The organism is Paraburkholderia sp. J12, assembly GCF_905220215.1.
Taxonomy (GTDB): domain Bacteria; phylum Pseudomonadota; class Gammaproteobacteria; order Burkholderiales; family Burkholderiaceae; genus Paraburkholderia.
This window is the reverse complement of sequence record NZ_CAJMZC010000003.1, coordinates 313,825-335,076: the sequence shown is the minus strand read 5'-3', so window position 1 is coordinate 335,076 and position 21,252 is coordinate 313,825. Positions and strand designations below refer to the sequence as shown.

The following is a 21,252-nucleotide window of genomic DNA, read 5'->3' as shown; positions in this document are numbered from 1 at the left end:
CAGGGGAAATGCGACGATTCGCGTCCAATGGACCGCGAAGGATTAACCACACCTGAAGGAAACGCACTCACCCATAAAACCTTACTTATGAAAACTGGCTTCCGACACGCGCGTGATGTTCTCGATGAGCTGCGCGCCTTCCTCCATGAGGAAGCGCTTGAAGGCGAGCGCAACGGGTGGCAGACGCTTGTTCTTCCGGTGCACGACGTACCAGTTGAGCATGACCGGAAAGGTTTCGACGTCGAGCACGACCAGGTGCCCGACCTGCAATTCGAGGCTGATGGTGTGGGCGGAGAGAAACGCGATGCCCATGCCGGCGATCACGGCCTGCTTGATGGTCTCGGTGCTCTTGATCTCCATGGCGATCTTGAGGTTCGTGATCTTGCCGGCGAAGCCTTCTTCCATTGAGTTCCACGTGTCCGAGCCGCGCTCGCGCACGATGAAGGCCTCGTTGGCGATCGTGCTGAGCTTGATGCCGCGCTTGTGCGCGAGCGGATGCGTGGGCGCGGCCACGATCACGTAGGGATGCGGCGCGAACGGTTCGTTGATGGCGTCGGTGGTGTGCGGGGGCCGCACCATCACCGCGAGATCGGTCTGGTTGGTCGCCAGTTGATGGAGCAGCTGTTCGCGGTTGTATACGGAGAGATTGAGCGAAACGCCCTTATAACGGCGCGTGAATTCGGCGAGCAGGCGCGGAAAGAAGTAGTCGCCGGCGCTGATGACGGCGACGTTGAGCTTGCCGCCCGAGACGCCCTTCAGCTGGCTCATGGCTTCGTCCACTTCGTGGAACTGCTGCATGATCGCGCGGCTGTAGTGGAGCATCTCCGTGCCGGCCGGGGTGAGGTAGATCTTCTTGCCGAGCTGCTCGAAGAGGGGGAGTCCTGCGTGGTCTTCGAGCTGGCGGACCTGGGTGGAGACGGCCGGCTGCGTGAGATGCAGTTCCTCGGCGGCGCGCGAAAAACTGAGGTGGCGCGCCACGGTCTCGAAGACCTTGAGCTGGCGCAGCGTGGCATTTCGCATCGTCATGGCCGATCCATAAAGGAACGTGAATCCACATAATAACAAACTTTAATTGTGAGTAATTCAGCAATCACCCTAGCATAAGCTTGAAAGGAGTCCGAATGCATGAGGCGAGGTGTTCGGGTAAACGTGTGGCGGCGGGAAAGATGGGGGACGTCATGGCAGAAAATCGACGTCCAGTCCAGCGCAGTCAGGCGAGTGGCAGGCAACGGCATTGCGTCGAATAGCAAGTAATGGACGAATTTGCATTCGAATTTCCGTTTTGTCTGTGAAATGGAATTCGAAGGTGGTGGCAAGGCGGAATTCAAAACCATAAATCGACATTTATGTAGTGGAGCCGATTGGCCCGCTGCAATGAATGGAGAGCGGAGACAAGCGAGATGAATGCAATCGGTCAGAGGCGCGAAGGCGGTCCGTTCTGGACCAACCGCTGGTGTCAGCTGGTGGTGGGCATGGTGTGCATGGCGCTCGTCGCCAACCTGCAATATGCGTGGACGCTGTTCGTGGCGCCCATGAACGCGCGTCACCATTGGGGCGAGGCGTCGATCCAGCTTGCGTTCTCCCTCTTCATCCTCACCGAAACCTGGCTCGTGCCGCTGGAAGGCTGGCTCGTGGACAAGTTCGGGCCGCGTCCGGTAGTGGCGGGCGGTGCCGTCTGCGCGGGCCTTGCCTGGGTGCTCAATTCGTACGCCACCACGCTGCCGATGCTCTACTTCTCGTCGGTGATCGCCGGTATCGGCGCGGGCGGCGTATACGGCACCTGCGTGGGCAACGCGCTCAAGTGGTTTCCGGATCGCCGCGGGCTGGCGGCGGGCCTCACGGCCGCGGGCTTCGGCGCTGGCGCCGCAGTGACGGTGATTCCCATTGCCAACATGATTACGCGCTCCGGCTACGAGCACACGTTTTTCTTCTTCGGCATTTTTCAGGGCCTCGCGATTCTCGTGCTGGCGTTCCTGCTCGTGAAGCCCGTGCCGCGCAGCACGATGGGCGCGTCGCGCCGCCTCGTTTCGCGCGTCGATTACACACCGGGCCAGATGGTCAAGGAACCGGTGTTCTGGCTGATCTACATCTCGTTCGTGGCCGTTGCGGCGGGCGGCCTCATGGCCACCGCGCAGATCGGTCCCATCGCGAAGGACTGGGGGCTCGCGCGCATTCCCATGACCGTGTTCGGCGCGACGCTGCCGCTTCTCACGCTCACGCTTTCCATCGACAACATCTGCAACGGCTTCACGCGTCCGCTTTGCGGTTTCGTCTCCGACAAGATCGGCCGCGAGAACACGATGTTTTTCATCTTCGTGGGCGAAGGCCTCGCGCTGCTCGGCATGATGCAGTACGGCACCAACCCCTATGCGTTCATGACGTTCGCGGCGCTCATCTTCCTCTTCTGGGGCGAGATTTTCTCGATCTTCCCGGCGATCTGCGCCGACACGTTCGGCAGCAAGTACGCCGCGGCCAATGCAGGCACGCTCTATACGGCGAAAGGCACCGCCTCGCTGCTCGTGCCGGTGGCCTCGGTGCTTTCGGCCACGGGCGGCTGGAGCGCCGTGTTCGTCGTGGCGGCCGTCATCACGATTGCCGCCGGGGTCAGCGCGAAGTTCGTGCTGGCGCCCATGCGTGCGCGACTGATCGAGCAGCAGGACGATGGGCGTCCGGCGGCGCGGACGGCCAGTGCCTCTTCCGGGCTGCCGCACTGGCCCAACCAGACTGGCGAATGAGGCGCCTCGCGAGAGATCGATGAACGTATCGCTTCAGCAACTCAAGGTGTTCGTGGCGGTTGCGCGGACGCGCAGCTTTACGCGCGCAGCGCGCGAGTTCGGGTTGACGCAGTCGGCCGTGAGCCGCTGCGTGCGCGATCTGGAGGAGGCGGTCGAACTGAAGCTGTTCGACCGTACCACGCGCCAGGTCGAACTCACGCTTGCCGGCGGCAGCTTCGAGCGGCGCATTGGCCGCCTGCTCGACGAAATCGACATGGTGCTCAACGAAGGGCGCTCGGCGCATCAGGCGCATAGCGGCGTGGTGCTGGTGGCGAGCAATCCGGTGCTCTCGTCGAGTTGGGTGCCGGCCGCGCTCGCGCGTTGCGCCGTCGCGCTGCCGGCGCTCACCCTGCAGCTTCAGGACAGGCCGCAGGCCGCGGTGGTTCAGGCGGTCGAGCAGGGCGAGGCGGACTTCGGGGTGATCGCGGAGAGCCCTTCTTTTGCGAGCGCCAGCCTCGACATACAGCCGCTCGCCGCCGCGCCGCTGTGCGCCGTGCTGCCGCCCTTTCATCCGCTCGCGCAGCACGGCACGCTGCGCTGGGCGGATCTCGCGCACGAGCCGCTCGTCACCCTCAATCGCGATGCGGGTTGCCGCGACGCCGTAGCGCGCGCACTGGCGGCCGTGCGGCCCGAAGGCAAGCCGCTGCAGGAACTGGCGCACGTGGAGGGCGTGGCGCGCATGGCGCAGCTGGGGCTCGGCATCGGCGTGCTGCCGGTTTGCACCGGCACCGCGCAGGTGTCCGATCCCTCGGATGCGGCCTGCCATTGGCCTGCTCCCGCAGGCTCGGTCGTCGCGCGCGTGCTGCACCCCGTCGTCAACGTGACGACGATGCTCGTGCGCCGCCGCCATCGTTCGCTGCGCCCGTGTGCGCAGGCTGCATGGGCGCAGTTCGTCGAGGACGGGTCGGCGCAGCAACAGGGCAATACGCGATGTGCGCAACAGGAGATCGTTGCTGACGAAACGTTCTCGCGCAGCGCAGCCAGCGTGACATAAACGAAGCTTCTCTACGTGACAAAAGCAAAACGGACCCCAAGGGTCCGTTTCGTTTTACGCCATCGACAAAGGGCGCTACGCCGCTTGCAGCGCCATCCGCTCGCGTTGCTTGACGAGGGCGAGCACCACGTCGATGGTCGGCGTCGGTTCGCCGACGAGTTGCCCCATCTCCTGCACCACGGTCAGCAGCGGATCGATTTCCATGGGCCGGCGATTCTCGAGATCGACGAGCGTCGAGGTTTTGTGCGCGCCCACGGCGCCCGCGCCGTCGATGCGCCGCTCCACATCCACGCGGAAATGCACGCCGAACTGCTCCGCAATGCGTCTCGCTTCCAGCATCATCGTGCGCGCGACCTCGCGCGTGGCCGGGTCGCCCGTGATCACGTCGAGCGTGGCATGCGTGAGCGCGCTGATCGGGTTGAAGCACAGATTGCCCCAGAGTTTCAGCCAGATTTCATCGCGGATGTTCTCGCGGATCGGCGCTTCGAATCCTGCTGCCTGCATGATTTCGTGCAACTGAACGATGCGCGGCGTGCGTTCGCCCGAAGGCTCGCCGATGGGGAACTTCTTGCCGTACACATGGCGGATCACGCCGGGCGCCTCGATTTCGGCGGCCGGGTAGAGCACGCAGCCTATCGCGCGCTCGGGCGTGAGGCGCGTCCATTGCGATCCGTCCGGGTCGATGCTTTCGAGCCGCGTGCCCGCGAACTTGCCGCCGTGCTGGTAGAAGTACCAGTAGGGAATGCCGTTGGTGCCCGTGACGATGGCCGTGTGCTTGCCGATGAGCGGTTGCATGGCGTCGATCACGCCGGCCACCGAATGCGCCTTGAGCGTGATGATGACGACGTCCTGCACGCCGAGCTCGCGCGGGTCGGAGGTGCAGCGCACATTGGCCACGTACTCCTCGCCGTCCATCAGCAACCGTGCGCCGCGTTCGCGCATGGCGGCCAGATGCGGTCCGCGCGCGACGAAGCTCACGTCGGCACCGGCGCGTGCGAGCTGCACGCCCATCATGCCGCCGATGGCGCCCGCTCCAAAGATGCAGATCTTCATGGTGAAACCCCAATGACGTTGGAAACCGCGTGCCCCTCGCCGTAGCGAGGGACGATGGTTCGAGCATAGGGGGAGGCGTCGATTAACGACAGTTAAAGTTTATCGCCAAAATCATCAAGAAGTGCTTATGGATAGTCTGCGCGGTTCGGGCGCGGCGCACCAGCAGGCCGAACTGCGGGAGCATGGGTTTCGCGACATCGACGAATTGCGGCAGGAGGGCCGTGAAAACGAGGATCGCCTTCGGGTTGCCGGTGGCCAGGCGACATTCGCGCCACGCGAGACGCGTGAGCGAGGCATGGCCTTCGAAGGCCATGCCCGTGCGCAGTCAATGAAAGAGCGGCAGCGCGAGAAAGAGTTTGATGACCATGGCGTTGGCAATGTCGATGAAGAATGCCGCCACCATCGGCACCACCAGAAACGCGACGTGCGAGTGGCCGAAGCGCGCGGTGATCGCCTGCATGTTGGCGATCGCGGTGGGCGTGGCGCCGAGGCCGAAGCCGCAATGGCCGGCAGCGAGCACGACGGCGTCGTAGTTGCCGCCCATGGCGCGGAACGTCACGAAAATCGCGTAGAACACCATCAGCACCGTTTGCGCGGCAAGGATCGTGAAGACCGGCAGCGCGAGCGCGGCGAGGTCCCACAGGCGCAGCGTCATGAGCGCCTGGGCGAGAAAGAGCGCGAGGCTCACGTTGCCGATCAGGGCCACCGCGTGTTCGGCCACGGGCCGGCCCGCGAGTGCGAGGCCGTTCGCGAGCAGCACCGCAACGAACAGCACGCACACGAAGGCCGGCAGTTCGAAGGCACTGCCGGCGATCAGGCGCGACAGCGCGTCGCCGGCGGCGAGGCTGATGACAATGAGCGTGAGCGTGTTGATGAACGCCGCGGGAGTGGTCGGCTGCTCGGCCTTGGGTTCTTCGAAGGCGTAGGCGTCGACCTGAGGCACGCCGGCGTCACCGCCTTCGCCGCCTTCGCCGCGACCGATGCGCTTGAGCAACCGTTGCGCCACCGGGCCGCCCAGGATGCCGCCCATCACGAGCCCGAAGGTCGCGCAGGCAATGGCGGCCTCGGTGGCCGACTGCAGGCCGTGCTGCTCCGAGAACACCTTGCCCCAGGCCGCGCCGGTGCCGTGGCCGCCCGAGAGCGAGACCGATCCGCCAAGCAGCCCGAAGAGCGGATCGACACCCAGCATGAGCGCCATGCCGATCCCCACGACGTTCTGCAGGACCAGCAGGCCCACCACCACGAGCAGGAAGCGCACGAGCGTGGGGCCGCCGGCTTTCAGGCTCGCCAGCTTTGCGTTCAGGCCGATGGTGGCGAAGAAGGCGAGCATGAGCGGCGTCTGGAGGGCGACGTCGAAGCGCACGTCGGTATGCGCGAAGCTGTGCAGCGCAAGCATGACGAGCGCCGCGACGAGGCCGCCCGCCACGGGCTCGGGAATGGTCCAGCGGCGCAGCACCGGCACGCCGGCGACGAGCCGGTTGCCGAGCAGCAGCACGAGGGAAGCGGCAACGAGTGTTCCGTAAACGTCGATGTTCATTATGGGCCTCGCGACGCGGCGGATGACAGAAGGGCGCGCCGCCCCCGCAAGCGGCGCCTGTGTCCACAGTACACGAGCGGCGTGCGGATTGCGCGGGCAATGCGATCGATCGGGCGGGGAGGGGAAAGGGCATTCGCTTGCACGAATCGGGTCCGCACGATTAAATAGTGCCCGGACGCCAGCCGGGCATGCGAGGGGGCTGCGGCAGGTGTTCATGCATGGCGAATCGTGACCGCGACGACAACAGCGTTGCATGCGACCGGAGTCCGTGCCGAAGCACGCACCCGGGATCGACCGAACCGGAGAAGTTCATGAGTACGAGCACCATTGCCGAACGCGAGGCCGCCGGCCGCGCGGTGCGCGAGCGCGTCAAGCGTTCGAGCCACAAGCAGATCGGCGGCCTGCATCGCGATCCGCTCGAGCTGCTGCAACTGAACAGCGACGGCCGCGTGCCGAACCTCGTGCCGCTGCGTTACGGGCGCATGATCGTTTCGCCGTTCACCTTCTTTCGCGGCAGCGCGATCCTCCAGGCGCACGACCTTTCGCTCGTACCCAACACCGGCATGGTGATGGACATTTGCGGCGACGGGCATCTGATGAACTTCGGCGGCTTCGCCACGCCCGAGCGCCAGCTCGTCTTCGATCTGAACGACTTCGACGAAGTCGCGCCCGGCCCCTGGGAGTGGGATCTGAAGCGCCTCACGGCCAGTCTCGTGGTGGCTGCGCGGCACATGCGCTATTCGCGCGGCGTGGCCGAATCGCTGGTCATGACGGCGGTGACGACCTATCGCGACCGCATGCGCCAGTACGCCGAATTCGGCGCGCTCGATCTCTGGTACGACAAGATCACCTTCGACCGCATGGTCGAGACGGCGCTCACGCCCGAGGGCCGCCGCATGATCCGGCGGGGGATGGAAAAGGCGGCGGGCCGCACCCACGAAAGCATGCTCGACAAGCTCGCCGCACGCGATGACGACGGCCACTGGACCATCCGCGATGCGCCGCCCGCGCTCTTTCACGTCCATGGCGCGAATACGCTGTTCGAGAAAGAGGACGACTGGTTCGGCATCGGCGACTGGCGCCCACTGGTCGAGCCGATGTACGACGCGTACCGGAAGACGCTCGCGCAGGATCGCCGCGAGCTGCTCGAACACTTCGCGCTTCAGGACCTCGTGTTCAAGGTGGTGGGCGTGGGCAGCGTGGGCACGCGCTGTCTCGTCGCGCTGCTGACCGATCATCACGACAAGCCGCTCTTCCTGCAGATCAAGGAGGCGCGCCGCTCCGTGGTCCAGCAGTTCTTCAAGTCGCCGGCGTTCAAGCACGAGGGCGCGCGCGTCGTGCAGGGCCAGCGGCTGCTGCAGGCGGCCAGCGACATCTTCCTCGGCTGGTCCACGGGGCCGTCGGGGCGGCATTTCTATTTCCGGCAGTTGCGCGACATGAAGCTCTCGGTCGAGCTCGAACTGCTCGACAGCACGCTGCTGGAAGGCTACGCGCGCCTGTGCGGCTGGGCGATGGCGCGCGCGCACGCGAAGTCGGGCAACGCGGCCGTCGAGATCGGCGCGTACATCGGGCGCAACGATCAGTTTGCCGAGGCGCTGGTGGGCTACGCGTTCGCGTACGCGGACCAGGTGGAGAAGGACTATGAAGTCTTCCTGAAAGCCGCGCGCAGCGGCAAGATTCTCGCGCGCAGCGACGAGGACATGGCCGCCGATTTCCGCGTGTGACCCTGCGTGACCCCGTGTAATCGCGCGTGACTACGCGTGATTATGTGTGACTACGCGTGAGATGGGCGCCGCCGTCCGTGCCTGCACGACGGACGGCGAACGCGCTATCCTTGCGGCTTTCCCTCGCCGCCGCGCTTGCGGCGTGTGCCCATGCGCTTACGCCATATCGAAGTCTTCCACGCGATCATGCGGACGGGCTCGCTCTCGAAGGCCGCCGAGCTGCTGTGCGTCTCGCAGCCCGCCGTGAGCAAGGTGCTCGCCCATGCGGAGCGCAGCGTGGGCCTGAAGCTGTTCTCGCGCACGCACGGACGCCTGCAGCCCACGCGCGAGGCCGAGCTGCTGTTCGCCGAAACGCAGAAGCTCCAGTCGAACCTCGACAGCATCCGCGACCTCGCGCGCAATCTCGCGCTGCGTCCGCAAGGGCTCCTGCGCATCGGCTGCCTGCCGAGTCTCGGCCTCACGCTCGTGCCGCAGGCCGTACAGGCGTTTCGCGCGAGCTATCCCGAAGTCTCGCTCAAGATCCAGACGCGCCATACCACCGAGCTCATCAACGCGCTGCTCACGCGCGAACTCGACATCGGCATCGCGCTCGATCCGCCAGCGCGGCCCGGCATCGCCGCGCTCGAACTGGGACGCACGGCGGTGGTGTGCGTCGCGCCCCCGGACGAACCGTCGCCGCCCGACGCGCCGCTCGCCCTGCAGGATTTCGTGAACGGCGACTGGATCGGCATCGGCAATGTCGATCCGCTGGGCGTGGCGATCGGCCATCTGCTCGAAGCCGAAGGCGTGGAAGGGCGCTTTCCCGTGGTGGAGGCGCAGACGTGGTATGTGGCGCGCGCGCTCGCGGCGCGCGGCATCGGGCGCGTGCTGCTCGACGAACTCACGGCGAAATGCGCGGGCGAGCCGGTGGCGATACGGCGCGTGGAGCCGGAGCCGACCGTGGGCGTCCATGCCGTGTGCCGGGATGGCGGGCTCGACTCGCAGGCGGGCAACGCGTTCCTCGACGTGCTGCGGGGGTGTCTCGGTCGGGCATGAGCCGCGCGTGATTTTTGTTACGCGCTCGGACCGCCCCCGCTGCCCTTAGAATGGAGCAAGCAGTGACGCAAGCACGGGCGCCCGCACGGCGCAGCGCCCGCAACAACCCGGGGGGACGTGGTTTGAACCGGTCCGCAATAGCGAGCCTTTTGGCCGTGGTCTGCGCCTGCGCGTCGGCGGCGTCCGCGGCATCCGCCGACGAACTCGAAAGCGCCACGCTGCGCAAGATTCGCGACACCGGCACGATCGTGCTGGGCGTGCGCGAGGCCGCCGTGCCGTTCTCGTACTTCGCCGACGGCGAGCATGCCACCGGCTATTCGCAGGACGTTGCGCTGCGCATCGTCGATGCCGTGCGCACGACGCTCGGCCTGCCCGGGCTCCAGGTGCGCGAGGTGCCCGTCACGGCCCAGGACCGCATTCAGCTCGTGCAGAACGGCAGCGTCGATCTGGAGTGCAGCACCACCACGCATACCCGCGAGCGCGACGCCGAGGTGGCGTTTTCCAACAGCATCTTCGTGTATGGCGTGCGCATGCTGGTCAAACGCGGCTCGCCCGTCAAGGAGTTCGAGGATCTCGCGGGGCACACGGTCGTCACCACCACGGGCACCTCGGAGGAGCGGCTTTTGCGCCGCTGGAACCTGGAGCGCGGGATGAACATGCGCATCATCGTCGCGAAGACGCACGCGGCGTCGTTCGACGAAGTGAAGACGGGCCGCGCCGCCGCGTTCGTGATGGACGAGCCGCTGCTCTACGGCGCGCTCGCATCGGGCCGCGACGGCAACGACTCGCGCGACTACGCGATCGTGGGCAAGCCGGTTTCGTCGGAGGTGTATGCCTGCATGTTCCGGCGCGGCGACGACGACTTCAAACATCTCGCCGACAACGTCGTCGCGAAGCTGCAGCGCTCGGGCGAAGCGGATACGCTTTACCAGCGCTGGTTCGAAACCCCCATCCCGCCGACGGGCGTCAATCTGCAGATGCCGATGTCGGCGCCGCTGAAGGCGCTGTTCGCCAATCCGAACGACCGGCCGCTCGACTGAGCGGCCGGCCGTCAAAACTGCCCGCAAACTGCGCGCAAACCGCGCGCAAGGACTTTCATCATGAACGAACCACAGACTGCCGCTGCCGCCAGAATCGCGCTCGTCACGGGCGCGGGCAGCGGCATCGGGCGAGCCTGTGCGCGCCGGCTGCTCGCGAACGGCTTTACGGTGGTGCTGGCGGGGCGGCGCGCCGAACCGTTGCAGGCACTGGCGGCCGAGGCCGCGGCGGCGGGCCAGACGGCGCTCGCCGTGCCGTGCGACGTGAGCGATGCCGCTTCCGTCGAGGCACTCTTCGAGACCGTCCGCGCGCAATACGGCCGTCTCGACCTGCTGTTCAACAACGCGGGGCGCAACGCGCCGCCGGTGGACATCGACGAGATCGACGTGGCCGACTGGCGCGCCGTGGTCGATACGAACCTCACGGGTGTGTTCCTTTGCACGCGCGCGGCATTCGGGCTGATGAAGCGGCAGACGCCGCGCGGCGGGCGCATCATCAACAACGGGTCGATTTCGGCGCACGCGCCGCGGCCGCACAGCATTGCGTACACCGCCACGAAGCACGCCATCACCGGGCTCACGAAATCGGTGTCGCTCGACGGGCGGCGCTACGACATCGCGTGCGGGCAGATCGACATCGGCAACGCGGCGACCGAGATGGCCGAGCGCATGGCGCGGGGCGTGCCGCAGGCGAATGGCGAGATCGCCGTCGAACCGCTCATGGACGTCGAACTGGTGGCGGATGCGGTGCTGCACATGGCCCAGTTGCCGCTCGCCGCCAACGTGCAGTTCATGACCCTCATGGCGACCAGGATGCCGTTCGTCGGGCGCGGCTGAGCGGGACGCGGCGCGGTTGTACCGGATGCGGGCTTCGCGGGGCCCGGCGCTATCTCGCGAGGTTTCGTATACTGATGGCCGATCCGCCACGGCACCCGCGCTCATGCCTTTCCCCCCGCCCCCCGAAGACGACCCCCGCCCCGAACCGCCCGAGCGGCCCGACAGCAACGCCTGCTGCGGCAGCGGCTGCGACCCGTGCATCTTCGACTACTACGCCGAGGAGCTGGATCGCTGGCGCGCCGATCTTGCTGCGTGGGAGGCGCGCGAAGCCGCGCGGCGCGAGGCAGCCGCCGCGCATCGACCGGCGGAGGAGGCGGATGGGGAAGCACGCGCCAGGCCCGCGGGCAAAACTCCGCGCTGAATGCAACCCGCCACGTCCCCCGGTCCCAAACGTCCTCCGCCCAGTCCCATGACCGACTCCGCCCTGCTCAACGCTCCCGCGCTCGACCCCGCGGCGCTCGACGCGCTGCAAGCTTTCGTCGAGCGCCATCCGCGCCTCTTCGTGCTCACGGGCGCGGGCATCAGCACCGACTCGGGCATCCCCGGTTATCGCGACGAAAACGGCGCCTGGAAGCGTTCGCCGCCCATCACGCTGCAGGAATTTCTCGGCTCGCAGGCCTGGCGCCGCCGCTACTGGGCACGCAGCATGCTGGGCTGGCCGACCGTGGGCCTCGCGCAGCCCAACGGCGCGCATCGCGCGCTCGCGCGGCTCGAAACCGCGGGTTACGTGCGCGCGCTCGTCACGCAGAACGTGGACGGGCTGCATCAGCGCGCGGGCAGCCACGGCGTGATCGAGCTGCACGGCAGCATCGGCCATGTCCATTGTCTCGATTGCGGCGCCCAGTACACGCGCGCATCGCTGCAGCCGCTGCTGGAGGAAAACAATCCGGATATCGCGGGTGCGATTGCGGAGCCCGCCGCCGACGGCGACGCCCATCTCGACTTCGACGGCAGCCTGCCGTTCGCGGTGCCGGTCTGCACGGCGTGCGGCGGCATGCTCAAGCCTTCGGTGGTGTTCTTCGGCGAGAATGTGCCGCGCGAGCGGGTGGCTGAAGCGTCGGCCGCGCTCGATGCAGCGGATGCGGTGCTCGTGGTGGGGTCGTCGTTGATGGTGTATTCGGGGTATCGTTTCTGCGCGTGGGCGCAGCAGCGCGGCAAGCCTGTCGCGGCCGTGAACCTCGGGCGCACCCGTGCCGACCCGCTCCTCGCACTGAAAGTCGAAGCGCCTTGCGCCGCCACGCTCGAAGCGCTGGTCCGGCGCTTGGGCGCCTGACGCGGCCGGCCATCGGCAGCACGCCGGGCCACGCCAGTCAGATGCCAGCTACGCGCCCAAAGCCCAAGCCCACAGGAAGCCCCCATGCTGACCACGATCGCAGAACTCGAAGCCCGCTACGGCACGCCGCACGAACGCGCGGTGCGCAAGGAGATCGACTATATCAACGAGGACTATCGCCGCTTCATCGAGCTTTCGCCTTTCGTGGTGCTCGCGACGGGCAGCGCCGAGGGGCTCGACTGCTCGCCGCGCGGCGACGCGCCGGGCTTCGTGCGGATCCTCGACGAACGCACGCTCGCGCTGCCGGACCGTCCCGGCAACAATCGCGTCGACAGCCTGCGCAACGTGGTGGCCGCGCCGCACGTGGGCCTGCTCTTCATGGTGCCGGGCGTCGGCGAAACGCTGCGCGTGAACGGGCGCGGGCGCCTCTCCGACGATCCCGCGCTGCTGGCGGCCTTCGCCGTGGACGACAAGCCGCCGCGCTCGGTGCTCGTGATCGACGTGGAGAGCGTGTATTTCCACTGCTCGAAGGCGATCGTGCGCTCGCACCTGTGGGATGCGTCGCACCATGTGGAGCGCTCGGCGCTGCCGAGCGCGGGCACCATGCTTCGCCGCATCAATGTGGAGCAATACGGCGAGAGCTTCGACGCCGAAACCTACGAAGCCGGCCTTGCCGAGCGCATCAAGAACAGTCTCTATTGAATCCGCCGAACGCAGCCTCGAACGCAACCGCAACCTCTGGCGCAAAGACAACGAGCACGATGAACGACCCGCAATCCAGCCAGCGCCTGAACGCGCCCGCCGCCGGGCGCAACGCAGCACCCATCCTCGACGTGCTGCGCGGCGTGCTGCCCGCGCGCGGCACGGTGCTGGAGATCGCGAGCGGCACCGGCCAGCATGCGGCGCATTTCGCCGCCGCGCTGCCGGACCTCGTCTGGCAGCCGAGCGATGCCGATCCGCGCGCGCGGGCCTCGATCGAAGCATGGCGCGCGCATGCGGGCCTCGCGAACCTGCTCGCGCCGCTCGACCTCGACGTGCTGCGCGAGCCGTGGCCCATCGAAGTCTTCGACGCGCTCGTCTGCATCAACATGATCCACATCGCCCCGTGGGAAGCGGCCGCGGCGCTCATGCAAGGCGCGGGTGCGCGGCTGCCGGCGGGCGGCGTGCTCGCGACCTACGGTCCGTACCGGCGCGGCGGCGCGCATACGGCGCTGAGCAACGAAGCGTTCGATGCCGACCTGCGCGCACGCGATCCGGCATGGGGCGTGCGCGACATGGAAGCCGTGGAGGCGTTGGCGCAAGCGCAAGGTCTGGTCTGCGAGGCGCGCGTGGCGATGCCGGCGAACAACTTCACCCTGGTCTTCCGAAAGCGTTGAATCCGGACGCGGTGTGCGTGCCTTAGCGCATCGCACGAGCGTTTCCCTTATCCTTGCACGATCGGCGCCGAGGGCGTCGCCGTCTTATTGAAGTGGAGAAACAACATGAGCAAACAGCCAATCGGCGTGGTAGGTCTGGCCGTGATGGGCCGCAATCTGGCGCTCAACATCGAGAGCCGGGGCCATGCGGTGTCGGTGTTCAACCGCAGCCGCGAGAAAACCGACGAGCTGATCGCTGAATTCCCCGACCGCAAGCTCGTGCCGACCTACACGCTCGAAGCGTTCGTCGAGTCGCTGGAAAAGCCGCGCCGCATCCTGATGATGGTGAAGGCGGGCGAGGCCACCGACGACACCATCGCCTCGCTCAAACCGCTGCTGGATCAGGGCGACATCCTGATCGACGGCGGCAACACGCATTTCACCGACACCATCCGCCGCAATCAGGAACTCGCGAAGGCGGGCCTGCACTTCATCGGCACGGGGGTTTCGGGCGGCGAGGAAGGCGCGCTCAAGGGTCCTTCGATCATGCCGGGCGGCCCGCGCGATGCTTACGATCTGGTTGCGCCGATCCTCACCGAAATCGCCGCCAAGGCGCCGGACGGCGCGCCGTGCGTGGCGTACATGGGCCCGGACGGCGCGGGCCACTACGTGAAGATGGTGCACAACGGCATCGAGTACGGCGACATGCAGCTGATCGCCGAAAGTTATGCGGTGCTCAAGCAGGTGCTGGGCCTCTCCAACGAGGAATTGGGCAAGGTCTATACCGAGTGGAACCAGGGCGAGCTCGACAGCTACCTGATCGAAATCACCTCGAAGATTTTCGGCAAGAAGGACCCGGAAACCGGCAAGGACCTCGTGGACGTGATCCTCGACCGCGCCGCGCAGAAGGGCACCGGCAAGTGGACGAGCCAGAACGCGCTGGATCTGGGCGTGCCGCTGCCGCTCATCACCGAATCCGTGTTTGCGCGCGTGCTCTCGTCGCTCAAGACGCAGCGCGTGGCGGCTAGCAAGGTGCTTTCGGGCCCGGCACACCAGTCCTTCACGGGCGAGCGCACGGCGTTCATCGAAGCCGTGCGGCGCGCGCTCTATTTCAGCAAGGTGATTTCGTACGCACAGGGTTTCGCGCAACTGCGCGCCGCCTCCGACGAGTACAAGTGGGACCTGCAGTACGGCACCATCGCGAAGATCTTCCGCGCGGGCTGCATCATCCGCGCGCGCTTCCTGCAGAAGATCATGGACGCCTACGCCCGCGACCCGAAGCTGGACAATCTCCTGCTCGACCCCTATTTCCGCGACATCGCCGCGAACTACCAGGTGGCGCTGCGCGAAGTGGTGATTCAGGCGGTGTCGGCGGGCGTGCCGGTGCCGGCGTTTTCCTCGGCGATCGCGTACTTCGACGGCTACCGCTCGGAGCGCCTGCCGGCGAACCTCGTGCAGGCACAGCGCGACTTCTTCGGCGCGCACACGTTCGAGCGCATCGACAAGCCCGGCAGCTTCCACGCCGACTGGGCCTGACGCGGCTCGACCTGACGCGGCTCGGCCTGACGCGGCCCGGCCTGACGCGGCCCGGCCTGACGGCGGCCCGAAGCTGCATCGGGCAAATGACCGCACTGTCGTTGCGGTCATTGTAGGAATCGAAAGGTGAGCTCAGAGGGCTCACCTTTTTTATTGCAAAATCCGTAACGGTGTTTTTTCTTATTAGGGTTTTCCCTAAATCAATCGGCCGCCTATGCTTGAGTCAACCGCTGACGAACACGGTGTTCGAAGCGGAAATAAAACAGATGGAGGTCCGATCATGAACAAGCTCATTTCCGCCGTTGTCGTTGCCGCCGCTCTTGCCGTCCCGGCAATCTCGTTTGCCCAGTCGAGCGAACAAGGCCTGACCCGTGCGCAGGTTCGCGCGGAACTCGTCCAGCTTGAAAAGGCGGGCTACAACCCGTCGGGCGACCAGATCAATTACCCGGAAAACCTGCAAGCCGCACAGGCCCGCGTGAGCGCAGAACAGCTCGCCAGCGGCGAGACCAGCGGCTACGGCGCCCCCACGGCGGGCACCTCGGAGTCGGGCGGCGCGGTGCAACCGGCGCATATCGCTCCGCAGCAGTCGGTGTATTTCGGCCACTAAGTTTCGACCACCAGGCCGTTTGGTTGGTAGTCGGCAGTAGCAGTACAGGCAGTGGAAAGCGCAGTGGAAGTGGATGTTGACGTGGCAATTGTGGTTGCAGTGTGAGTTGTTGATTCACGCAGTAGCAGCAGTAGAAGTTGCAGTGCAGAAGCAGGCAAAGCGGTTGCAGTACGAGAGGTGGCAGTAGAAGTGGCTATACCCGCAGTACGCAGTCGAGCGCGGCCCGGTCCAGAACCGGTCCGCGCTTTTTCGTTTGTGCGCCCGGCCGGTCTGGGCCGGGCATCCGCCGCTTCAGCGTCCCGGCAGATGCGGCACGCCTTCGTTGCTCGTCGTGCTGAGCTGATGGATCGCGCGGTGCGCCTTGTTCAGCTGCGCCTGGGCGGCGATGCGCTGCGCCTCCAGCTGCGCGACCTCCTTGCGCACCTGGTGCTGGCGGCCCGTCACGCGGTGCTCCTGCTCGGTATGCCGTTGCAGGTCCGCGCGCAGCCGCTCGGCTTGTGCCTCCGATTCCTCGATCTGCCGCACGAGCTGTTCGTTCTGGGCGATCAGCCAGGCGCGGCGCGTTTCGCCGTCGACGAGGCGCGTCGCCTGTTCTTCCAGATGATGGAAGGCGGCGCTGGCGGCATCCACGTCGGCGGCCTTCAGCGCGCGCCAGAGCGCGCCGTCCTGATGCAGCGCCACGTAGTAGTTCAGCGTGCGCGCATGGAAAAACAGGCTCACCGTGTAATCGAAGCTGCGGAACACGCGGAAGGTCGTGAGTTCGTCGGCGCCGGCGAGCGCTTCGAATGCCGCGCCATCGGCAACCTGCACCGGGCGGCCGTTCAGTTGCGACGGCACGACCGGCACGGCGCGCAGCGTCGGCACCGCGCGCGGCGAACTGGCGCCATCGGCTTCGAGCTCTTCGTGCGACGTGTCTTCCACCACAGGACCGGCGGGCATGGCGCCTGCAGGATGCGTCTCGCGCGAAACCGCGACGAGATGCGAAGGGCCGCCCGAAAGCGCGGCATGACGGCGGTTCAGGAATGTTTTCACGGCGATACCCCCAGAATGGCACGCAAGCGCCCGGCGGGCCGCCGTGAACCGGCGGCCCGCGAGCGGGGACGTGCAGTCAGAACGGGGCAGGCGGGGCCGGCGGGCGCCGTCCGCTCCGGGCTGGCCTTGCTGCGCTCAGTGCAACAGGCGCGGCCGGCGTGCGATGTCGTCGAAGAGTGCACGGCCGGGCTCGAGCGCGAACAGCCAGGTTTCGTCATAGCCGCTCAGCGTATCGAGCGCGTCGCGCAGGCGCTCGATCACCACGGCCGGAATTTCGACGGTCGCCTCGACGCCGCTCGAAAGGCGCGCGACGCTGGCGTGCTGCACCAGTTCGTCGGCGGCTTCGGCCACGTCGGCGGCAAAGACAAGATGGTTGTTCAACAATTCGACGAGGCCGGGCGACGCTGCGATGTCTTCGACATTGAGCTGCACGGAAAGGAAAGTGGCTTTGTTCATCCTCGGATTCCTCACGGACGTGGGGCTGCAGCGAGAGGCCAGTCGTCATTTTTCTGAAGAAGCAGGAGCCAGTATAGGCGAGCCCCGCCAGAAGTGAATGCGGGGCGCCTTGCGGAGGGCCGTCGGCCCCGGACGATATAATGGGGGCCGTTCGCCATTTCCGGCCTCTCCACGGCAGGTTGCGAACGAATGCGAATGCCTGCAGACCGGCGCATGTACACAGCACTTCCCCGTACAGAGCGAGGAACCAGCGAGGATCAGCACGATGAATCGACTCCGGCGAAACCCGGGCGCAACGGCGGGACTGGCGGCTGCGGCCGCCCTGACGCTCCTCGCGAGCGCCTGCACGATCACCCCCTGGTCGGGCGAATCGACGGGTACGCCCGTCTCGACCTCCAACGGCGGCGTACCCGCCGGCTACTACCGCGTGAACCCCGGCGATACGCTCGGCCGTATCGCCAATGCCTTCGGCCAGCGGCCGCAGGACATCGCCAGCTGGAACCAGCTGCCGGCCAGCGCTTCGGTGGTGCCGGGCCAGGTGCTGCGCGTGGCGCCGCCGCCCAGCTTCGCGCCTTCGGGCGTGCCGCCTTCCACACCGAACGGGGCGCCGGCCGCCGCGGGCGTCGCGATGCCCGCGCCGGTCGTCTCCGAGGTCACGCTCGCCTGGCCTGCGTACGGGCCGGTGCTGCAGAAGTTCGTGCCGGGCAAGTCCACCGGCATCCTGATCGGCGGCCAGATCGGCGAGCCGGTGAAGGCCGCCGCTGCGGGCCGCGTGGTCTATGCGGGCACGGGCATCGAGGCCTATGGGCCGCTCGTCATCATCAAGCACAACGATGCGGTGGTGACCGCCTACGGCCACAACAGCAAGCTGCTCGTGAAGGAAGACGACGCCGTCACGCAGGGCCAGCCCATTGCCGAGATGGGCACCGACTCGCACGGCGTGACCGGCGTGCAGTTCGAAGTGCGCAGCGGCGGCAAGCCGGTCGATCCGCTGCCGTTGCTGCCGCGCTAGGGGCGAGGCGCCGGCCCGGATCGCCTCACATTGGCCCCGCCGGCGTCCGTCCCGATAGCTGCGGGCGCCGATCGAAACTAATAAACTGGATGGTTTCCACGCCGCCTTGCTGCTCAAGGCGGCGGCCCGGTGCCTTGCCGCGCCGCCGCGCCCGGCTGCCCAACCCGAGGAACCCATCGCATGATCGATCTGCGTAGCGACACCGTCACCCGCCCGAGCCAGGAGATGCTGGCCGCCATGACCCGCGCCGAAACCGGCGACGACGTCTGGGGCGACGACCCCACCGTGCTGCGCCTGCAGGCGCGCCTTGCCGAAGAAGCGGGCAAGGAAGCGGGCCTGTTCTTCCCGAGCGGCACGCAGAGCAACCTGGCCGCGCTCATGGCCCACTGCGGCCGCGGCGACGAGTACATCGTCGGCCAGCTCGCGCACACCTATAAATACGAGGGCGGCGGGGCGGCCGTGCTCGGCAGCATCCAGCCGCAGCCGCTCGACAACGCCGAAGACGGCTCGATTCCGCTCGAGCGCATTGCCGCCGCGATCAAGCCGCTCGACGACCACTTCGCGCGCACGCGCCTGCTCGCGCTGGAGAACACGATAGGCGGCAAGGTGCTGTCCGCGGCCTACGTGGCCGAGGCGACGCAGCTTGCCCGCACTCGCGGGCTCTCCACGCACCTGGACGGCGCGCGCGTGTTCAACGCAGCCGTCGCCTCGGGCCAGTCGCTGAAGACGCTGGCCGAGGGCTTCGACAGCGTGTCCGTCTGTTTCTCGAAGGGCCTGGGCGCGCCGGTGGGTTCGGTGCTGGTGGGCAGCCGCGCGCTGATCGATTCGGCGCATCGCTGGCGCAAGGTGCTGGGCGGCGGCATGCGCCAGGCGGGTGTGCTGGCGGAGGCGTGTCTCTACGCGCTCGACCACAACGTCGCCCGTCTCGCCGACGATCACGCGAACGCCGCGCGCCTTGCCGCCGGGCTCGCGCAGATCGACCAGGTGAAGGTGAGCTCGCAGGCCACGAACATGGTGTTCGCCCAGTTCCCGCAGGCGGATTGCGCGCCGCTCGAAGCCTGGCTCAAGGAGCGCGGCATCCTCACGCAGATGTTGTACGCGTCGCGCTTCGTGACGCATCTCGACGTATCGGCCGCCGATATCGACACCTTCGTCGCGGCCGTGAAGGCGTATTTCGCGCGTTGAAGTCGCCTGGGCCCGCACGCGCGAGCCCGGCACATAGATAGCGGGACGCTGCCACGCGTCCCGTCCTTTTCCTGCGCCGCCTACGCGCCGCGTCCCGACCGATGCGACGGCGCGAACAGCCGCATGCCGCTCGCCACGCTTGCCGCACCCGCGAATATCGCGCCGAGCGTGAGCGCCAGCGTCGGCCCGTGACGCCCCACCAGCCCGAAGCACAGCGCGACGAGCGCCGCGCCCGTGGTCTGCCCGATGAGCCGCGCCGTGGCGACGATGCCGCTCGCCCCGCCGCTGCGCTCGGGCGGCGCGCTCGACATGATGGCGCGCAGATTGGGCGACTGGAAAAAGCCGAAGCCCGCGCCGCACAGCGCCATGCGCCAGACGATGGCCTGCACGCTCGGGTGCGGCTGCATCAGCGCGAGCGAGGCCATGCCGGCCGAGAGGATCGCCAGCCCGATCGCGCCCAGCAGCCCCGGCGGATAGCGGTCGGAGAGACGCCCGGCGATCGGCGCGGCGGCCGCGACCACCACGGGCCAGGGCGTCATGAGAAAGCCGGTCTCCACCTGGCTGCGCATGAGCACCGTTTCGAAATAGAACGGCAGCGAGACGAAGGCCAGACCCTGCGCGGCGAACGAGCAGACCGCCGTGAGCGCCGAAAGCGCGAACACGGGCCGCTTGAAGAGATCGACGGGCAGCATGGGCGCGGGATGGCCCGCTTCGCGCCGGATCAGGAGCGCGCCGAAAACGAGCGCGATGGCCGCGGCGATCAGCACTTCGGTCGCGGGCGCACGCTGTGCCGATTCCCCGAGCGCGAAGATCAGCGCGGCGAACGTGATCACGTTGAGCACTGCCGCAACGGGGTCGAACGCATGCTTGCCCGTGGACGTGTGCGGCAGCGCGGGCAGCGCGAAGACGAGCGCGATCACGCCGAGCGGCACGTTGATCGCGAAGAGCCAGGGCCACGTTCCTGCCGAGAGGATCAGCGAGGCCATGGTCGGCCCGACCGCGAACGAGACGCCCACCACGAGCGCGTTGGCGCCGAGCCCGCGTCCGAGTTGATGCGGCGGATAGAGAAAGCGGATCAGCGCGGTGTTGACGCTCATGATCGCGCTGGCGCCGAGGCCCTGCAGCACGCGCGCGGCGGCGAGCGCGCCAAGCGTCGGCGCGAGCGCGCACGCGAGCGAGGCCACGGTGAAGATTGCGAGGCCGCTCAGATAGATGCGGCGGTGTCCGATGATGTCGCCGAGCGCGGCGAGCGGCAGCAGCGTAGCCACCATCGCGAGCTGATAGGCGTTGATGATCCACACCGAAGCCGCGGGCGCCGCGTGCAGGTCGGTGGCGATCGCGGGCAGGGCGGTGTTGGCGATGGCGGTGTCGAGCGTGGCGAGCGCAACGGCGAGCATCACCGCGGCCATCGCCCGGCGGTTCTTCGCGGACATCGGCGCGTCGGCGGGGGGCGTGTCGCCGCGGGTCGCGGACGTGGTTTCGGACAAGGCGGTCTCGGGCGGCAAAAAGGGAATGGCGAGGGCGATGCAAATGGCGTGCGGCCGGTGTGCGCGGCGCCGGTGGGTGAATTGTTGCAGAGCACAGCCGTTCGTGCAGCGCGAGGCTCCGCGCGTGAGCCAAATGTAAGCCTGCGCGGCACGGTGCGATGGGCGATCGTCGCCTCGCGCGAGTTCTCTTAACGCAACTAACGGCCAACCCCGGCAGGCACCGGCATGTGCCGCCTGGCCGCCGCAGGCGGCGTCGTCAGCGCCGTTGGGGAGGTCGCGCCGCGATGGCCCCTCCGATGGCGCAGCGCAGCAACCGGC

General features: G+C 67.3%; 20 protein-coding genes and 1 pseudogene. 14 read left to right on the top strand and 7 right to left on the bottom strand.

Features of this window, described 5'->3' with window-relative positions; all coding sequences use genetic code 11:
• Positions 1-81: 81 nt before the first annotated feature.
• Positions 82-1,026 (bottom strand): LysR family transcriptional regulator, encoded by a 945-nt coding sequence (locus tag U5760_RS10285; protein ID WP_322011499.1) that lies wholly within the window; start codon positions 1,024-1,026, stop codon positions 82-84.
• Between the two features lie 374 nt (positions 1,027-1,400).
• Here U5760_RS10285 and oxlT point away from each other — a divergent pair, with 374 nt between their 5' ends.
• Both oxlT and U5760_RS10275 read left to right on the top strand, forming a co-directional pair.
• Entirely contained in the window at positions 1,401-2,735 is a 1,335-nt protein-coding gene (oxlT, locus tag U5760_RS10280; RefSeq protein ID WP_322011498.1) for an oxalate/formate MFS antiporter, read from the top strand.
• 19 nt (positions 2,736-2,754) lie between these two features.
• Entirely contained in the window at positions 2,755-3,768 is a 1,014-nt protein-coding gene (locus U5760_RS10275; RefSeq protein WP_322011496.1) for a LysR family transcriptional regulator, read from the top strand.
• Between the two features lie 75 nt (positions 3,769-3,843).
• On the opposite strand, the gene U5760_RS10270 is transcribed toward U5760_RS10275, so the two are convergent.
• The 3 genes and pseudogenes from U5760_RS10270 to gltS form a co-directional block, all read right to left on the bottom strand.
• Positions 3,844-4,821 carry a 2-dehydropantoate 2-reductase gene (locus tag U5760_RS10270; protein WP_322011494.1) on the bottom strand — a complete coding sequence of 326 codons (978 nt, stop codon included), beginning with the start codon at positions 4,819-4,821 and terminating at the stop codon, positions 3,844-3,846.
• A gap of 160 nt (positions 4,822-4,981) precedes the next feature.
• A pseudogene (locus U5760_RS31640) lies at positions 4,982-5,116 on the bottom strand (LysE family translocator); the annotation flags it as partial.
• A 30-nt stretch (positions 5,117-5,146) separates the two neighbouring features.
• The gene (gene gltS / locus U5760_RS10260; RefSeq protein ID WP_322011492.1) at positions 5,147-6,358 is read right to left on the bottom strand and encodes a sodium/glutamate symporter; all 1,212 of its coding nucleotides are present in this window, start codon (positions 6,356-6,358) and stop codon (positions 5,147-5,149) included.
• Positions 6,359-6,669: 311 nt separating this feature from the next.
• Here gltS and U5760_RS10255 point away from each other — a divergent pair, with 311 nt between their 5' ends.
• The 10 genes from U5760_RS10255 (at position 6,670) to U5760_RS10210 (ending at position 15,762) form a co-directional block, all read left to right on the top strand.
• On the top strand, positions 6,670-8,082 hold the full coding sequence (locus tag U5760_RS10255; protein ID WP_322011491.1) for a DUF2252 domain-containing protein: 1,413 nt from the start codon (positions 6,670-6,672) through the stop codon (positions 8,080-8,082).
• 150 nt (positions 8,083-8,232) lie between these two features.
• Positions 8,233-9,117: a LysR family transcriptional regulator gene (locus U5760_RS10250; protein WP_322011490.1), complete on the top strand. Its 885-nt coding sequence runs from the start codon at positions 8,233-8,235 to the stop codon at positions 9,115-9,117.
• A 122-nt stretch (positions 9,118-9,239) separates the two neighbouring features.
• Positions 9,240-10,157 carry a transporter substrate-binding domain-containing protein gene (locus U5760_RS10245; protein ID WP_322011489.1) on the top strand — a complete coding sequence of 306 codons (918 nt, stop codon included), beginning with the start codon at positions 9,240-9,242 and terminating at the stop codon, positions 10,155-10,157.
• 60 nt (positions 10,158-10,217) lie between these two features.
• Positions 10,218-10,991, top strand: a complete 774-nt coding sequence (locus U5760_RS10240; RefSeq protein WP_322011488.1) for an SDR family oxidoreductase — start codon at positions 10,218-10,220, stop codon at positions 10,989-10,991.
• A gap of 103 nt (positions 10,992-11,094) precedes the next feature.
• Positions 11,095-11,352, top strand: a complete 258-nt coding sequence (locus tag U5760_RS10235) for an oxidoreductase-like domain-containing protein (protein ID WP_322011487.1) — start codon at positions 11,095-11,097, stop codon at positions 11,350-11,352.
• Between the two features lie 48 nt (positions 11,353-11,400).
• A complete protein-coding gene (locus U5760_RS10230) occupies positions 11,401-12,264 on the top strand; it encodes an NAD-dependent protein deacetylase (protein WP_322011486.1) in 864 nt (287 codons plus the stop codon).
• Positions 12,265-12,348: 84 nt separating this feature from the next.
• Positions 12,349-12,966 carry a pyridoxamine 5'-phosphate oxidase family protein gene (locus U5760_RS10225; protein WP_322011485.1) on the top strand — a complete coding sequence of 206 codons (618 nt, stop codon included), beginning with the start codon at positions 12,349-12,351 and terminating at the stop codon, positions 12,964-12,966.
• A 59-nt stretch (positions 12,967-13,025) separates the two neighbouring features.
• The gene (locus tag U5760_RS10220; RefSeq protein ID WP_322011484.1) at positions 13,026-13,640 is read left to right on the top strand and encodes a DUF938 domain-containing protein; all 615 of its coding nucleotides are present in this window, start codon (positions 13,026-13,028) and stop codon (positions 13,638-13,640) included.
• 105 nt (positions 13,641-13,745) lie between these two features.
• A complete protein-coding gene (gndA, locus tag U5760_RS10215; protein ID WP_322011483.1) occupies positions 13,746-15,155 on the top strand; it encodes an NADP-dependent phosphogluconate dehydrogenase in 1,410 nt (469 codons plus the stop codon).
• A 280-nt stretch (positions 15,156-15,435) separates the two neighbouring features.
• The gene (locus U5760_RS10210; protein ID WP_322011482.1) at positions 15,436-15,762 is read left to right on the top strand and encodes a DUF4148 domain-containing protein; all 327 of its coding nucleotides are present in this window, start codon (positions 15,436-15,438) and stop codon (positions 15,760-15,762) included.
• Positions 15,763-16,053: 291 nt separating this feature from the next.
• Here the strand turns inward: U5760_RS10210 and U5760_RS10205 are convergent, their stop codons facing one another.
• The gene (locus tag U5760_RS10205; RefSeq protein WP_322011480.1) at positions 16,054-16,794 is read right to left on the bottom strand and encodes a DUF2968 domain-containing protein; all 741 of its coding nucleotides are present in this window, start codon (positions 16,792-16,794) and stop codon (positions 16,054-16,056) included.
• A 135-nt stretch (positions 16,795-16,929) separates the two neighbouring features.
• The gene (locus tag U5760_RS10200) at positions 16,930-17,250 is read right to left on the bottom strand and encodes a hypothetical protein (RefSeq protein WP_322011479.1); all 321 of its coding nucleotides are present in this window, start codon (positions 17,248-17,250) and stop codon (positions 16,930-16,932) included.
• A gap of 265 nt (positions 17,251-17,515) precedes the next feature.
• Between U5760_RS10200 and U5760_RS10195 the strand changes: the two genes are divergently transcribed.
• Both U5760_RS10195 and ltaE read left to right on the top strand, forming a co-directional pair.
• Positions 17,516-18,262: a peptidoglycan DD-metalloendopeptidase family protein gene (locus U5760_RS10195; RefSeq protein ID WP_322011478.1), complete on the top strand. Its 747-nt coding sequence runs from the start codon at positions 17,516-17,518 to the stop codon at positions 18,260-18,262.
• Positions 18,263-18,442: 180 nt separating this feature from the next.
• A complete protein-coding gene (gene ltaE, locus U5760_RS10190) occupies positions 18,443-19,447 on the top strand; it encodes a low-specificity L-threonine aldolase (RefSeq protein ID WP_322011477.1) in 1,005 nt (334 codons plus the stop codon).
• 80 nt (positions 19,448-19,527) lie between these two features.
• On the opposite strand, the gene U5760_RS10185 is transcribed toward ltaE, so the two are convergent.
• A complete protein-coding gene (locus U5760_RS10185) occupies positions 19,528-20,880 on the bottom strand; it encodes an MFS transporter (RefSeq protein ID WP_415914082.1) in 1,353 nt (450 codons plus the stop codon).
• Between the last annotated feature and the right edge of the window lie 372 nt (positions 20,881-21,252).

What these genes read in the sequence shown, in the direction of transcription:
- U5760_RS10285 (WP_322011499.1), bottom strand. Translation starts at nt 1,026, where the DNA reads ATGACGATGCGAAATGCCACGCTGCGCCAGCTCAAGGTCTTCGAGACC.
- oxlT (WP_322011498.1), top strand. Translation starts at nt 1,401, where the DNA reads ATGAATGCAATCGGTCAGAGGCGCGAAGGCGGTCCGTTCTGGACCAAC.
- U5760_RS10275 (WP_322011496.1), top strand. Translation starts at nt 2,755, where the DNA reads ATGAACGTATCGCTTCAGCAACTCAAGGTGTTCGTGGCGGTTGCGCGG.
- U5760_RS10270 (WP_322011494.1), bottom strand. Translation starts at nt 4,821, where the DNA reads ATGAAGATCTGCATCTTTGGAGCGGGCGCCATCGGCGGCATGATGGGC.
- gltS (WP_322011492.1), bottom strand. Translation starts at nt 6,358, where the DNA reads ATGAACATCGACGTTTACGGAACACTCGTTGCCGCTTCCCTCGTGCTG.
- U5760_RS10255 (WP_322011491.1), top strand. Translation starts at nt 6,670, where the DNA reads ATGAGTACGAGCACCATTGCCGAACGCGAGGCCGCCGGCCGCGCGGTG.
- U5760_RS10250 (WP_322011490.1), top strand. Translation starts at nt 8,233, where the DNA reads ATGCGCTTACGCCATATCGAAGTCTTCCACGCGATCATGCGGACGGGC.
- U5760_RS10240 (WP_322011488.1), top strand. Translation starts at nt 10,218, where the DNA reads ATGAACGAACCACAGACTGCCGCTGCCGCCAGAATCGCGCTCGTCACG.
- U5760_RS10235 (WP_322011487.1), top strand. Translation starts at nt 11,095, where the DNA reads ATGCCTTTCCCCCCGCCCCCCGAAGACGACCCCCGCCCCGAACCGCCC.
- U5760_RS10230 (WP_322011486.1), top strand. Translation starts at nt 11,401, where the DNA reads ATGACCGACTCCGCCCTGCTCAACGCTCCCGCGCTCGACCCCGCGGCG.
- U5760_RS10225 (WP_322011485.1), top strand. Translation starts at nt 12,349, where the DNA reads ATGCTGACCACGATCGCAGAACTCGAAGCCCGCTACGGCACGCCGCAC.
- U5760_RS10220 (WP_322011484.1), top strand. Translation starts at nt 13,026, where the DNA reads ATGAACGACCCGCAATCCAGCCAGCGCCTGAACGCGCCCGCCGCCGGG.
- gndA (WP_322011483.1), top strand. Translation starts at nt 13,746, where the DNA reads ATGAGCAAACAGCCAATCGGCGTGGTAGGTCTGGCCGTGATGGGCCGC.
- U5760_RS10210 (WP_322011482.1), top strand. Translation starts at nt 15,436, where the DNA reads ATGAACAAGCTCATTTCCGCCGTTGTCGTTGCCGCCGCTCTTGCCGTC.
- U5760_RS10200 (WP_322011479.1), bottom strand. Translation starts at nt 17,250, where the DNA reads ATGAACAAAGCCACTTTCCTTTCCGTGCAGCTCAATGTCGAAGACATC.
- U5760_RS10195 (WP_322011478.1), top strand. Translation starts at nt 17,516, where the DNA reads ATGAATCGACTCCGGCGAAACCCGGGCGCAACGGCGGGACTGGCGGCT.
- ltaE (WP_322011477.1), top strand. Translation starts at nt 18,443, where the DNA reads ATGATCGATCTGCGTAGCGACACCGTCACCCGCCCGAGCCAGGAGATG.
- U5760_RS10185 (WP_415914082.1), bottom strand. Translation starts at nt 20,880, where the DNA reads ATGTCCGCGAAGAACCGCCGGGCGATGGCCGCGGTGATGCTCGCCGTT.